The organism is Streptomyces silvae, assembly GCF_016745505.1.
GTDB classification, from domain to species: Bacteria; Actinomycetota; Actinomycetes; order Streptomycetales; family Streptomycetaceae; genus Streptomyces; species Streptomyces silvae.
Map to the genome: position 1 here is coordinate 1 of NZ_JAERUC010000170.1, position 12,727 is coordinate 12,727.

Annotated in this window: 12 protein-coding genes; 6 read left to right on the forward strand and 6 right to left on the reverse strand. The window is 67.7% G+C overall.

The genetic code is table 11. The features are described from left to right. Positions 1 to 46 precede the first annotated feature (46 nt). The 6 genes from JKV81_RS26615 (at position 47) to JKV81_RS26640 (ending at position 5,746) form a co-directional block, all read left to right on the forward strand. Positions 47 to 778 carry a DNA cytosine methyltransferase gene (locus JKV81_RS26615; protein WP_202078149.1) on the forward strand — a complete coding sequence of 244 codons (732 nt, stop codon included), beginning with the start codon at positions 47 to 49 and terminating at the stop codon, positions 776 to 778. After that, positions 775 to 1,425, forward strand: a complete 651-nt coding sequence (locus JKV81_RS26620; RefSeq protein WP_202078151.1) for a DNA cytosine methyltransferase — start codon at positions 775 to 777, stop codon at positions 1,423 to 1,425. Before JKV81_RS26615 ends, JKV81_RS26620 begins: the two co-directional genes overlap by 4 nt. Then, positions 1,422 to 2,261 (forward strand): bifunctional DNA primase/polymerase, encoded by an 840-nt coding sequence (locus JKV81_RS26625; protein ID WP_202078153.1) that lies wholly within the window; start codon positions 1,422 to 1,424, stop codon positions 2,259 to 2,261. Before JKV81_RS26620 ends, JKV81_RS26625 begins: the two co-directional genes overlap by 4 nt. Before the next feature lies 1 nt (position 2,262). Continuing rightward, on the forward strand, positions 2,263 to 3,738 hold the full coding sequence (locus JKV81_RS26630; protein WP_202078155.1) for an AICE element replication initiation protein: 1,476 nt from the start codon (positions 2,263 to 2,265) through the stop codon (positions 3,736 to 3,738). 432 nt (positions 3,739 to 4,170) lie between these two features. Then, the gene (locus JKV81_RS26635; protein ID WP_202078157.1) at positions 4,171 to 4,413 is read left to right on the forward strand and encodes a helix-turn-helix transcriptional regulator; all 243 of its coding nucleotides are present in this window, start codon (positions 4,171 to 4,173) and stop codon (positions 4,411 to 4,413) included. 70 nt (positions 4,414 to 4,483) lie between these two features. Then, positions 4,484 to 5,746, forward strand: coding sequence for a tyrosine-type recombinase/integrase (locus tag JKV81_RS26640; RefSeq protein WP_202078159.1), 1,263 nt, complete (start codon positions 4,484 to 4,486; stop codon positions 5,744 to 5,746). A 123-nt stretch (positions 5,747 to 5,869) separates the two neighbouring features. Here JKV81_RS26640 and JKV81_RS26645 read toward each other — a convergent pair whose 3' ends face one another. The 6 genes from JKV81_RS26645 to tsf form a co-directional block, all read right to left on the reverse strand. Beyond that, positions 5,870 to 7,822 (reverse strand): hypothetical protein, encoded by a 1,953-nt coding sequence (locus JKV81_RS26645; protein WP_202078161.1) that lies wholly within the window; start codon positions 7,820 to 7,822, stop codon positions 5,870 to 5,872. A gap of 561 nt (positions 7,823 to 8,383) precedes the next feature. Next, positions 8,384 to 8,911 (reverse strand): hypothetical protein, encoded by a 528-nt coding sequence (locus JKV81_RS26650; protein ID WP_129265684.1) that lies wholly within the window; start codon positions 8,909 to 8,911, stop codon positions 8,384 to 8,386. A 230-nt stretch (positions 8,912 to 9,141) separates the two neighbouring features. Further along, the gene (locus JKV81_RS26655; protein WP_202078163.1) at positions 9,142 to 10,227 is read right to left on the reverse strand and encodes a phosphatidate cytidylyltransferase; all 1,086 of its coding nucleotides are present in this window, start codon (positions 10,225 to 10,227) and stop codon (positions 9,142 to 9,144) included. Continuing rightward, entirely contained in the window at positions 10,227 to 10,784 is a 558-nt protein-coding gene (gene frr, locus JKV81_RS26660) for a ribosome recycling factor (RefSeq protein ID WP_014153794.1), read from the reverse strand. The genes JKV81_RS26655 and frr overlap by 1 nt, the downstream gene beginning before the upstream one ends. A gap of 115 nt (positions 10,785 to 10,899) precedes the next feature. Next, on the reverse strand, positions 10,900 to 11,676 hold the full coding sequence (gene pyrH / locus JKV81_RS26665) for a UMP kinase (protein ID WP_124274911.1): 777 nt from the start codon (positions 11,674 to 11,676) through the stop codon (positions 10,900 to 10,902). Positions 11,677 to 11,834: 158 nt separating this feature from the next. Then, the gene (gene tsf, locus JKV81_RS26670; protein WP_124274910.1) at positions 11,835 to 12,671 is read right to left on the reverse strand and encodes a translation elongation factor Ts; all 837 of its coding nucleotides are present in this window, start codon (positions 12,669 to 12,671) and stop codon (positions 11,835 to 11,837) included. Between the last annotated feature and the right edge of the window lie 56 nt (positions 12,672 to 12,727).

Here is a 12,727-nt window from a genome sequence, read left to right on the forward strand (position 1 = left end):
CCGCCCTCGTCCAGCAACTCACTCACGAGAACTGGAGACACCCAGCATGACTCAACCTGTCCCGATCCGACGAGTGCCCAGCCACCGGCCCCGCCTACTGGATCTCTTCTGCTGCGCCGGCGGCGCGGCCATGGGCTACCACCGCGCCGGGTTCGAGGTAACCGGCGTCGACATCGCCGACCGCCCGAACTACCCCTTCACCTTCCACCGCGCCGACGCCCTCGAACACCTCGCCGCCCTCATCACGTCCGGCGAGATCAAGCGGTACGCGGCCGTGCACACCTCCCCGCCCTGCCAGGCCGGATGCGCCCTGACCGTGGGCACCAACGCGTCCCAGGGTTGGGGCGGCACCCACGAAGACCTCGTGGCGCCCACCCGCGAACTCCTGGACCGCACCGGCCTGCCGTACGTGATCGAGCAGCCCAACGGACGGGCCAGGATCCGCAAGGACCTGTCCCTGTGTGGGGAGATGTTCGATCTCGGTGTCCTGCGCCACCGCAACTTCGAATTGGGCCGCTGGACCATCGCCCGGCCGGCGCACCCGAGGCACCGGGGCTACGTGCGGGGCTATCGCCACGGCGTCTACCGCGACGGCCCCTACGTCGCCGCATACGGCTCCGGCGGCGGCAAAGCCACCATCCCCGAGATGCAGGAAGCCATGGGCATCACGTGGACCGATGTCCGCGAGGAACTCACCGAAGCCATCCCCCCGGCATTCTCCGAGCACATCGGCCGCACCCTCCTCACCGCGATCCGTCCGGTGGAGGTGGCCTCGTGAACGCCCGCGTCCTGCCGTTGCGGAAGCCCAACGGATTACGGCTCCTGGACGCCTGCTGCGGAGCCGGTGGCCTGTCCATGGGCTACTACCTCGCCGGATACGACATCGTCGGCGTCGACATCAACCCGATGCCGAACTACCCCTTCAAGTTCCACCAGGCCGACGCCGTCGACTACGTCGCCGAACACGGGCACAGGTTCGACCTCATCCACGGGTCCTGGCCCTGCCAGTACTTCGCCCGCGTCACCGCCTGGCGCGGCAACCGGCAGGACCACGAAAACCTCATCCCCGCCGGCCGCCAGGCCATGCAGTCCACCGGCCGCCCCTGGGTCATCGAAAACGTCCCCGAAGCCTCCTGGTGCGGCGCCCTGCGCCCCGACTACCTGCTGTGCGGGTCGCAGTTCGGGCTCAACGTCCGCCGCCACCGCGCCTTCGAAACGTCCTGGGGCGGCGGCGGGGACCTCCTCCCGCCCTGCTGGCACCACAAGGGCCTCCTCCCCTTTGAACACAAGGGCGAGCGTGCCTACGCCGATGCCATGGGCTGCACCTGGATGAACAAGACCGAAGCCCGCCAGGCCGTACCCCCCGCCTACACCCAATGGATCGGCCAGCAGTTCCTCACCTACGAGAAGGAGGCCGCAGCATGAGCACCCTCCTGGCCACCGCCCTCGCTCTGGCCGCACGCACCGTCCCCGTCCTGCCGCTGCGAGCCGGAAAGGTCCCGTTCGGGAACTGCCCTGCCTGCCGAGACAACGCCTGTGGCGGTCGGCCGACCATGAAAACGGCCGGGCCGTGCCAGTGCCCCCGCCCCTGCCACGCCTGGGCTGCCGCCACCACCGACCCCGCCACCCTCACCGGGCCCGCTTGGGCGTCGGCCTGGAGGCAGACCGCTGCGGTGGCCTACCACCCCGGCGGGACCGGGCTCACCGTCGTCGACCTCGACCACGCCGATGCCATCACCTGGGCCCGGCAGCACCTGCCCGCGACCCGCACCGTGCCGACTATGCGGGGCCAGCACTGGATCTACCGGGGCGTAATGCAGTCCGCGAACGCCGTGCGGTCCGGCGTCGACATCAAGTCCACGATGTCCTACGCCCGATGGCTCGGCCCCGGCACCGGCGCCATGACCTCCCTGCCCGACGCTGTGCGCGCCCTGGTCGTCAAGCAGCCGTCCCCGGTCCGGCCCGCACCGCATGCCATCGCCGTGTCCGCACGGGTCGGAGGCGGGGAATGCCGTCACCGCACGCCGGCCTATCTGGACCGGGGCATCGCCATGGCCGAGCAGCGCATCACCGAAGCCCGCAGCGCGGTACACGCGACCGTGTACGGCACGTTCCTCGCGGTGCTGTCCGCTCACGGTCGGTGCGGGTGCCTGACCGACGCCCATGTGGGGCGGTTGTTCGCCGCCGCGCAGGCCAAGGGTGAGGGCCCCCGGCACTGCAATGACGCGTGGACGAACGCCCTGACCAGGTTGGGACTGTGACATGGCTGACGACGAGAAGAACCCTGCCCGCGAGGTCATCACCGACTACGCGCAGGCGCACTTCCGGTACTTCCGCACCGCCGACGGCACCGTCTACGCGCAGAAGCTCGGGCACCCCGTGGCCAGGCCGATCCGCTCGCAGGGCACGACGGGCAGCCACCGCCAAGAACTCATGGTCGGCCTGTTCAAGGACGGGCGCGGCGTGTTCAACGGGACCGCACTCAAGGAGGCGCTGGACTTGATCGAAGCCCTGGCACTGACCGAGGCCACCCAGCCCGTGCAGATCCGCGTGGCCCCTGGCTTCGACGGAGCGACGTGGCTGGACCTGGGCCGCAACGACGGTCAGTCCGTCCGCATCCACCCCACCGGCTGGGACATCACCGTGCCCGACCCCCGCGAGGTGTGCTGGCGACGCACCCAGCTCACCGGGGAACTCCCCCTGCCTGCCAAGGACACCGACGGCAAGGGCATCGACCTCCTGTTCCGGCTGACCAACTTCACCAACGCGGAAACCGAGTGCCTGGCTCTCGCCTGGCTGATCGGCTGCCTCGGGCCGTCCGTACCCGTCCCGGCCCCGTTCCTCACCGGCCCGCAGGGCGCGGGCAAGTCCACGGCCGGCCGGATGCTCGTGCGGATCATCGAGGGCATGACCGGCGACCTGCGCCGGGCCCCGAAGGACGAGGAAAACCTCATCGCAGCCGTAGCCGCGGGGTGGGTCACTGCGCTGGACAACCTCTCTCACATGACGCCGGACCTGTCCGACGCCATGTGCTGCATCGTCACCGGAGCCGAGTCGGTGAAGCGCGCCCTGTTCACCGACGGAGACGTCTTCCGCGTCGGCTACCGCCGTCCCTTGCTCCTGACCGGAATCGACGTCGGCGTCATCCGGCCCGACCTGGCCGAACGGCTCCTGCCCTTGCGGCTGGAGCGTCCCAACGTCCGCCGCACCGAAGCCGAGCTGTGGGCAGAGTTCGCAGAGGCGCTGCCGGTCATTCTCGGTTCGCTCCTGGACCTCACGGTCAAGGTCCGGGCGGCCGGGGCTGAGACGCCCACCGATCTGCGGATGGCGGACTTCGCGCACCTGTGCGCGCAGTTCGACGCGGCCACCAGTCTCCGGGCGCTCCCCGCCTACCGGGCCAGTCTCGACGACCTGAACGACGACGTCATCGAGGGGGACCTGCTCGCGCAGACCGTCATCGCACACGCCGACACGATCGAGCCCGGTGGCGAGCAGCGGATGACGTCCACCGAGTGGCTGCACTGCCTCAGCCGCGTCTACAGCGGCGACGAACTGCGGCCCCTGCCCAAGGGCTGGCCGACCACGGGCAAAGTCCTCTCCGACCGCCTCAAGCGCCTCCAGCCCACGTTGGCCGCCCGTGGGGTCCTCGTCGATTCGGGTCGCACCAAGACGGGCCGCTACCTCGAGATGAGGCGCCAGAGCCCACCAGCACCGCCCGAGCAGGCGGCAGCGTTCTGACCCGCACCGCCCGGTCACCCGGACAAGCAAGAAGAGCACGCCGCGCCGGGTGCTCCTCTTGCTTGTCCGGCGGAACGCCGCCCCAAAGGCGTGCCCGAAGGGCTCCTTCTCACGCATGAAGGATCACCGCCACTACTACAGACACCCCTCCTTCTTTCCTAAGTAGGGAAGGTCTGCGTCACCTGCGTCACCCCGGACAGAAAACCGCTCCTGAACTGCGGCAACAGCGGTGACGCAGACGGCCGACTCTGCGTCATCCTGCGTCACCTGCGTCACCCGGTGACGCAGGCGATGACGCACCGGTGACGCAGACTCGCTCACCTCCGTCACCCAAAACCCCTGGTCAGAGCCTCAGATGACGCGGGTGACGCGGTGACGCAGAAATCCGCACCTAGGACACACGCAGCCGTCACCCCTCCATGGAGTCGCATCGTGGCCCCGAAACGTGCCCCAGAGACCGACCCGCAGACAACCCTGCGCGCCGGCCTTCCGGACCGCTACCTCACCCCAGAAGACCTCATCGAAATGTTCAGCCTGCCGAGCATCGAGACCCTCTACACCTGGCGCAAGACGGGCGTCGGCCCGCCCGCCATCCGCATCGGCAAGTATCTGCGCTACGACCCCGCCGCCGTGCGGACCTGGGTCAAGAGCAACACCGAGACCGCCGCCGCCTGACACCCACCAATCCGGCAGGGGCACGACCCGCGCAGGTCGTGCCCCTGCCGCATGTCCACAGGAGCATCCTTTGGCCGGCCACATCCAAGACCGCTGGTACAAGACCAGCACCGCACCCGACGGCAGTACCACCCGTGTGAAAACCGAGCGCCACGGCAACGGCAGTCGCTACCGGGCCCGCTACGTCGGCCCCGACGGCACAGAGCGGTCCAAGGCCTTTCCCGACCGGCAGAAGCGTCTCGCGGAACAGTGGCTCGCGCAGATCGAAGCCGACATGTCGCGCGGTCAGTACATCGATCCGGCCGCCAGCAAAACGACGTTCCGGCAGTACGCGGAGCGCTGGATCGCCGCTCAGACTTCGAACGTAGCGTCTCGCGCCACTACCGAGACCCAGCTCCGGCTGCATGCCTTTCCCTACCTCGGAACGAGGCCGCTCGGTTCCTTCCGACCGACACACATCCGCACATGGACACGCCAGTTGCAGGACGCCGGCCTGGCATCGTCATACCGGCGAAGCATCTTCGCGACGGTGTCAGCCGTGCTGACTGCAGCCGTGGACGACATGCTCATGCCCCGCAATCCATGCCGGTCAAGTTCGGTAACTGCGCCAAAACCAGGTGGGGGCCGAGTCGTCCCGTGGACGGCTGAGCAGACATTCGCTGTGCGTGAGGCACTGCCATCGCGCTACCAGGCCATGGTCGACCTCGGTGCGGGCTGCGGCTTACGGCAAGGCGAGATCTTCGGGCTTCCCGTTGACGCCATCGGCTTCCTGACAGGCTGGTTGCACATTGGGCTGCAGATCAAGGTAGTGAAGGGCCGAGCGTTCTTCGCACCGCCCAAGGGTGAGAAGGAGCGAGACGTACCCCTCCCCGAGCAGGTAGGGCAGGTGCTGGCCCAGCACGTGCAGCGCTACCCACCCGTGGACGTGACGCTTCCATGGCTGAAGCCGGATGGGCCGCCCCTTACCCGGCCCCTTGTCTTCTCCGGGCCTCGGGGCAATCACGTCTACCGAAGCAACTTCAACGTCAGTCCCTGGAAGCCAGCTCTGGCTGAGGCCGGCCTCATCGCGCATCCGGAGGGCGGCGGCCCTCTACCGGCTGCGCGGCAGCATGGAATGCACGCGCTGCGGCACTTCTACGCATCCGTGCTCCTGGATGCTGGGGAGAACGTCAAGGCGGTGAGCAGCTACCTCGGGCACACCGACCCGGGTTTCACCCTGAGGGTCTATACGCACCTCATGCCGAGTAGCGAGGGACGCACGCGAAGAGCTGTGAACGGGCTCTACGGTCCCCGCCGGAGCGATGAGGGCTCGGACTCGGTCCAAGCGGCTTAGCATTCCCATGCTGGCTCTGGGCCATGATGGGAATTCGGCGGTCCCACTTGGAACGGGGATGCGCCTCACAAGTCGATGCGTGGAAGGCAGACCTGTGAGGCGCACACTCCTACGGTGTTTCGGCTAGCGGGCGTTTGCCTTGCCGCCGAAGAGGCCGCCCCCCTGAGTCAGGATCCGCTGCTCCACGTTGACCAACCCGAGAAGGGCTGCTGACAGAGCCTCGTGACTGAGCAAGGCGCTGACATCCGACTTACCGATGGCAATCGGCTCGCCCGACTCCGTGCGCCCCACGAGCGTGCCGTTCAGGTTCTGTGCGTGCACAACATGAGCGACAGCCTCCTCCCCGTACACGCGCTGCACCAAGCCACGCACCTGGGTGGAGTCAGGCTTGGGCCAGACCTCATTAGCCCAGTAGCTGAACTCCTGCTGGAAGACGGGGTGATCCACGTTGAGATAGACGACCCCACGATGCTCCACGCCATCGATCTCACGCGTCTCGTTCTGCACGTAGCGGGCGAGGTACTTCGCCTCTGTCCCGACGAAGCGGTCCCAGGCGAACGCCGGGTAGCCGCCCCTCGCAGTGTTAGGGGCGCCAGCCAACGATCCGCCCCGAGCTGGCTGCAACACCTGCCGCTCGACGGACGGTCCGCGACCTACCGAACCCTTACCTCCCGAACCTTTGGAAGACGTGCCCTCTCGGCGCTCTACGACTGCTGTTCCAGCCGGAACTCCAAGAATTCTTCCTGCAGCTGAGGTTGTGAGGCGTGACGCCTTGAACCGTGAGTTCAGCCGGTCCAAGATACGCGTGATGTTCTTCCCCATCGAGCCGTCCGCACGCGCTCCGGCCTCGCTGCGAATGTCGTTCAAAACCTTCTTGAGCGGCTCGGGGAACTCAGAGAAGAACCGGTCGCCCCACTCCTCCCAGGGGAGCTCCCCGCCTCCCTTGGTAATGAGGATGTGCCTGGATGCCTGAGTCAGCACACCCCACCGGGTGGGTCGACTGTCGCTGAACACGGGCGGACGCAGGATCACCCATGTACGCCCGAGAATCTCGTCCGTGATGCCGAACTGCCGATACCGGTGCTTCGTATGGTCCGCGTGGTACGCCTCGCCCTGGTAGTCGACCACGACAACGGGCCGCTGGGCGATGTAATCGTTAGTCCCCTTCACCGGATCATCGGGGGCCGGAACGTAGAACCACTCGGCGACTGTGCCATGGTCATCGACCTGGACGGTACCCGTCAGAAGCGTCTCAGGAATGTAGTGCCGCAGGCCGTGAACGCGCCTGGGCCGCCACACCATCGACGTTCCGTCGGCCAGCTCAACTGTCTTGTCCTTGGTCTCCCGCCGGTGGGACTCACCTTTGCGGTAAAGATCTACGACCGTCGTCTCCAGCGGTTTGCCCTGCCGGTGAGGTACTTCGATGATCCGGCCGTTGAGGTAGCGCACGAGCCCGTCCACGGTCTCGCGCCGAGAGGGCTCAGGATCCCCCTGCCAGGTGTCACTCTCAGCCGAGGCACCGAGGAGCACCATGATTGTCCCTGTGGTCATCCAGTCAGGACGGATCTTCCCCCAGTGACATCCGTGCTCCGGGTCCGCGTACGGAAGCATGACGTCCTCTCGGCCGAGGTACATCCCGTCCTCGTCTTGGACATCCCACTCCTTGAACGTGTAGCTGTTCCCCTCGCGCTGGATCCACACCATGGCACCGTCAGGTGTCTCCTCGGTGTAACTGATGACGACGACGCCATAGGGGTTCCACGGCAGAACCGAAGACTTGAACCCCTGACCGAAGTTGCCATCGACGCCGATCGGCTTGCCGCCGCCACCGAAGGAAGACAGGAACACGAGAAGGTCGTCGGGGAGCATTCCCGACCCGTTGTCCATAATCGTGCGCCGAAGCACACCCTTGCTGCGCGCAGCCTGCTCCTCGATCCCAAAATGGATCATGGAGGCGTCACTCTCTTCCGAGTTGCGCCAAGCTTCTCGCGCCCACTGGTAGGGGCCACCAGCTTCGTACGCCTGACGGATGAGATTCTTTACTGCATCCGCCGGCACGTGGACTTGTCGAGCCATATTTGATTCTCTCCTTGGGCTTCCTAGAGCAAGCGCCCTAGAAACTGCGCAAGAGCGAGCACCCTTGCGGAGCACATCGTACTGCGCCCGGTCCTATGCCGCTGGAGAATTTCCGGCCGGGCAGTTAGTACTAACTGCCCCGCGCGCTAGCAGATTTCAGACTTCGAGGCTACGTCGCATATCTCCCCGCTACGCCTGGAGCGGCGCCTCTGTTGCCCCCGCAGGCGACTGCTGCCTGGGATCGACCCGTCGCAGACCCGAGTTGAGCGTCCGACGGGCCTTGACGGCCCAGAGACGGCCCAATCAGGGTCGGTGAATCGAGTACACGGAATTTGTGCAGGTCAAGAGCATATAGCCACCGCTGACTGCCAGTTCTCCGGGCTTAGGCATGGTTCATCCAGTGTCGCAGACACGCCGTGGTCCTCAGGTCCGCCGAGGGACCGGGCGGCACGCAGGGCGGTGCGACGCCCGCATCGGCCGTGGTCGGCAGGCCTCCGGCGGCCCGGCCGCGCGGGAACCGTGACCGAGACCACGGTGGACGCCCCGCGCGGCCTACCCCTGTCAGCCGTGGCTCTGCAGTGCGGACCTCATGTGGCGGTGGCGCTCCAGGGCGCGGCGGCGCATCCACAGGATCCAGGCGCAGAACACGGCCACGCCGACCGCGAAGACCAGCGGGAAGACCAGGGAGCCGGTGACGATTCCGAGCGCGAGCATGCCTGCCGCGATCAGGCCCATACAGGCCAGCCAGTACGGCAGCCACCGGCCGCCCCGCTCCATCTTTCCCAGCTGCTCGGCGACCAGCTTCTGCATGGTCGCCCGCGTCTCGGGATCGCTCGGCACCTCGCCGTGCCGGATCTGCCGGTTGAGCTCGGCGATCCCCCGGGGGCCGACGCCGGCCGCCCGGCCGACCCTGCGTCGCTGAGCGGCCACGATGCCGATGGCGAGGGCGGTGAAGACCCCTGTCTGGATCACCCACCAGCCGACTTGCCCGTCCCGGCGTAACAGGGCGTTGCCTGCCACCCCCAGGACGAAGATCAGCACCGCTTGCGCGGTGAGACTACGGTCCAGCCAGAGTTTCCACGCGCGCACGGCCACCAGCCTCCTCGGAGTGACGGGGTATGTCTGTCCCTCCCGGGTACCCCGCCGGGGCCGACCCACGGCCGGGGCCCGCAAGCGGTCACCCGGGCCATGGCTCCGCCCCTCCGGTCCGTGACCGGCACGCACGCCATGAGCCCTCCGAGCACACCGATGGGGCCCGCCGTCCGGTGGACGGCGGGCCCCATCGGTGAAACCGCGCGACGCGCGAGGTCGGGGCCGGCTCAGCCGGATCCGACGAACAGCACCAGCAGCAGCCATACGACCGGGGCGCTCGGCAGCAGCGAGTCGAGCCGGTCCATGATGCCGCCGTGGCCGGGGAGCAGCGTGCCCATGTCCTTGATCCCCAGGTCACGCTTGATCATGGACTCGCCGAGGTCCCCCAGCGTGGCGCTGGCGGCGACGGCCAGGCCCATCAGCAGTCCCTGCCACCAGCTGCCGCCGTCGATCAGGAACTCCATGCACAGGGCGCCGGCCACCATCGCGAAGCCGACGGCTCCGAACAGACCCTCGCGGGTCTTCCCGGGGCTGATGCGGGGGGCCAGCTTGTGCGTGCCGAAGCGCCAGCCGACGGCGTACGCCCCGGTGTCGCTGACCACGGTCAGCAGGAGGAACGTCAGCACGCGCCAGGCGCCGTCGTCCGCGGTGAGCATCATCGCGACGAACGTCGCCAGGAACGGCACGTAGAACACGGCGAAGACGCCCGCCGTGACGTCCTTGAGGTAGCCCTCGGGGGGCTCCGTCATCCGCCACACGAGCACCGCGAGGGCCGTGAGCGCCATGGCGACCCAGGCGCCCTCCGCCTCCCGCACGTAGCCGGCGACCACCATCGCGGCGCCGCCGACGGCGAGCGGGACGAGGGGGGCGTTGATGCCCTTGCGCTCCTTGAGGCGGGAGGTGAGCTCCCAGAGCCCCACCACCACCGCCAGCACGACCACACCGACGAAGACGGCCTTCACGATGAACAGGGAGCCGACCACAAGGGCGCCGAGACCGACACCGACCCCTATGGCGGCACGCAGGTCACGCCCCGCGCGCTTCTTGGGCGGCGGGGAGGGCAGCGGGGTGGACATGGGCTCCTGCGGCTCCTCGTCACGGAACAGGGGGCCGCTGACGCGCGCGGCGTCCCTGTTCCGGTCATCGCGGTCGTCAGCGTCTCTACCTGCGTCGGGAACGTCCGGCACGATGGGCATGGGCCGAGTCTGCTGGGCGCCGTGCACATCGTGGGCAGGACCCGCCGGAGCGCCCCCCATCTCGGGCGCGCTCCAGTAACCGGCTCCCTGCGGGGCGCCCCGGGAAGAGTCGTTCATCAGACTTCGAGCAGCTCGGCTTCCTTGTGCTTGAGCAGCTCGTCCACCTGCGCGACGTACTTCGCGGTGGTGTCGTCGAGCTCCTTCTCGGCGCGGCGGACCTCGTCCTCGCCGGACTCCTTGTCCTTGACGAGCTTGTCGAGCGACTCCTTGGCCTTACGGCGGATGGAGCGGATCGAGATCTTGGAGTCCTCGGCCTTGGTCTTGGCGACCTTGATGAACTCCTTGCGGCGGTCCTGCGTGAGCTCGGGAAACGTCACGCGGATGATGTTGCCGTCGTTGCTCGGGTTGACGCCGAGGTCGGAGTCGCGGATCGCCTGCTCGATGTTGCGCAGCGCGGTCTTGTCGAACGGGGTCACCACGGCCATCCGCGGCTCGGGGACCGAGAACGAGGCGAGCTGGTTGATCGGGGTCAGCGCGCCGTAGTAGTCGGCGACGATCTTGTTGAACATCGCCGGGTGCGCACGGCCGGTACGGATGGCGGCGAAGTCCTCTTTCGCGACCACGACGGCCTTCTCCATCTTCTCCTCGGCCTCGAGGAGGATTTCTTCGATCACCACGTGCTCCTGCGTGTCTTGATCGGACCCGGCATCGTCGGGTCCTGCGGATCCTGCGTCGCGTCCTCACCTGCACGGTGTCCGACCGGCAGGCCGTTGTCCATCGTCTGGGCCGTCAGGCCCGGGTGCTCCGGTCGCTCACCAGCGTGCCGATCTTCTCACCCTTCACCGCGCGGGCGATATTGCCCTCCGCGGTCAGCTCGAAGACGAGGATCGGGAGCTGGTTGTCACGGCAGAGCGTGATGGCGGTGGCGTCGGCGACCTTGAGGTCTCGCGAGATCACCTCGCCGTACTCCAGGGCGTCGAACTTCACCGCGTCGGGGTTGGCCCTCGGGTCGGAGTCGTAGACCCCGTCCACGCCGTTCTTCCCCATCAGCAGCGCCTCGGCGTCGATCTCCAGGGCGCGCTGGGCCGCGGTCGTGTCGGTGGAGAAGTAGGGCATGCCCATGCCTGCGCCGAAGATCACGACGCGCCCCTTCTCCAGGTGCCGCACGGCACGGAGCGGGATGTACGGCTCCGCGACCTGGCCCATGGTGATGGCGGTCTGGACGCGCGAGTCGATGCCTTCCTTCTCCAGGAAGTCCTGCAGCGCCAGGCAGTTCATGACGGTGCCGAGCATGCCCATGTAGTCGGACCGCGCCCGGTCCATGCCGCGCTGCTGGAGCTCGGCGCCACGGAAGAAGTTGCCGCCGCCGATGACGACCGCGATCTCCGCTCCGTCGCGTACGACCGCCGCGATCTCTCGGGCGATGGCGTGCACGACGTCGGGGTCGACTCCGAGACCTCCGCCACCGGCGAAGGCCTCGCCGGAAAGCTTCAGCATGAAGCGGCCGGAAATCGTGCCGTCGTCGCGCTTGTGGTCACCCTGTGGGGCGTCCGCACCCTTGTTCATGGAGATTCTCCTCGTGCACATACGAAGAAGGCCATTGCCGGTGGGTCTGTTGTCCCTCAGCGGCAATGGCCTCCTCGTCAGATCTGCGGTCGTCCGGCTGAGTGCGGCCTACGACTGCACCAGACCCTATCGGGGTCCACCGTTGTTCGCGGACGGACTCAGATGCCGACCTTGATACGCGTGAAGCGCTTCAGGGTGACACCGGCCTCGTCCAGGACCTTCTGGACGGACTTCTTGTTGTCCAGCGCGTACGGCTGGCCGAGGAGGGTGGCCTCCTTGAAGAAGCCGTTGACGCGACCCTCGACGATCTTCGGGAGCGCGGCCTCGGGCTTGCCCTCGGCGCGCGTGGTCTCCTCGGCGACGCGGCGCTCGGCCTCGACGACCTCGGCGGGGACGTCCTCGCGGGAGAGGTACTTCGGGGCGAACGCGGCGATGTGCTGCGCGATGCCCTTGGCCAGCTCGGCGTCGGCCTTGTCCAGCTCGACCATCACACCGATCTGCGGCGGCAGGTCGGGCATGGTGCGGTGCATGTACACGGAGACGAAGTCGCCGGTGAACTGCGCGAAGCGGTCCAGGACGATCTTCTCGCCGAGGTTGGCGTTGGCCTCGTCCACGTACGCCTGGACGGTCTTGCCGGACTCGATCTCCGAGGCGAGGAGCGCCTCGAGGTCGGCCGGGGAGGTCGCGGCGACGTGGGCGGCGAGCGTGTTGGCGACGGCCTGGAACTTGTCACCCTTGGCGACGAAGTCCGTCTCGCACTTCAGCTCGAGCAGGACGCCGGACGTCTTGTCCTCGGAGACGAGGGAGACGACGGCGCCGTTCTCGGCGGAACGGCCCTCGCGCTTGGCGACGCCCTTCTGGCCCTTGATGCGGAGCGCCTCGACGGCGCCGTCGACGTTGCCGTCGGCCTCGTCGAGCGCCTTCTTGCAGTCCATCATGCCGGCGCCGGTGAGCTCGCGGAGCTTCTTGACGTCAGCGGCGGTGTAGTTCGCCATGAGTCTGTTTCTCTCTCGAAGTCTGAAAGATCTACGGGTGAACGGCGGGGGCGGTG

Coding starts and splice junctions, on each gene's coding strand:
- JKV81_RS26615 (WP_202078149.1), top strand. CDS start 47: ATGACTCAACCTGTCCCGATCCGACGAGTGCCCAGCCACCGGCCCCGC.
- JKV81_RS26630 (WP_202078155.1), top strand. CDS start 2,263: ATGGCTGACGACGAGAAGAACCCTGCCCGCGAGGTCATCACCGACTAC.
- JKV81_RS26625 (WP_202078153.1), top strand. CDS start 1,422: ATGAGCACCCTCCTGGCCACCGCCCTCGCTCTGGCCGCACGCACCGTC.
- JKV81_RS26645 (WP_202078161.1), bottom strand. CDS start 7,822: ATGGCTCGACAAGTCCACGTGCCGGCGGATGCAGTAAAGAATCTCATC.
- JKV81_RS26655 (WP_202078163.1), bottom strand. CDS start 10,227: ATGAACGACTCTTCCCGGGGCGCCCCGCAGGGAGCCGGTTACTGGAGC.
- pyrH (WP_124274911.1), bottom strand. CDS start 11,676: ATGAACAAGGGTGCGGACGCCCCACAGGGTGACCACAAGCGCGACGAC.
- tsf (WP_124274910.1), bottom strand. CDS start 12,671: ATGGCGAACTACACCGCCGCTGACGTCAAGAAGCTCCGCGAGCTCACC.